Source organism: Pseudomonas sp. (assembly GCF_032058845.1).
In the GTDB taxonomy this organism is placed as follows: Bacteria; Pseudomonadota; Gammaproteobacteria; order Pseudomonadales; family Pseudomonadaceae; genus Aquipseudomonas.
Window position 1 is genome coordinate 1 of record NZ_DAMCCR010000053.1, and the last position, 300, is coordinate 300.

General features: G+C 73.0%; 1 protein-coding gene. It reads left to right on the forward strand.

Annotated elements, in window-relative coordinates:
* Window positions 1–300: energy transducer TonB (locus RT028_RS11810; protein WP_312935057.1), on the forward strand; the 300-nt coding region annotated here is incomplete at both ends.

The following is a 300-nucleotide window of genomic DNA, read 5'->3' on the forward strand; positions in this document are numbered from 1 at the left end:
GCACCTGTGGCGGCCCCTGCCCCCCCCGCACCGCCGGCGCCCAAGCCCGTCACGCCGCCTTCGGCCAACGCGGGTTACCTGAACAACCCGCCACCAGACTACCCGTCACTGGCGATGCGCCGTGGTTGGGAGGGCACGGTGCTGCTGCGTGTGCAGGTTCTGGCCAGCGGCGCACCCGGCCAGATCCAGGTGCAGAACAGCAGCGGCCGCGCGCAGCTGGACGAGGCGGCCGTGGCGGCAGTGAAACGGTGGCGCTTCGTTCCGGCCAAGCAGGGCGACGTCGCCCAGGACGGCTGGGTC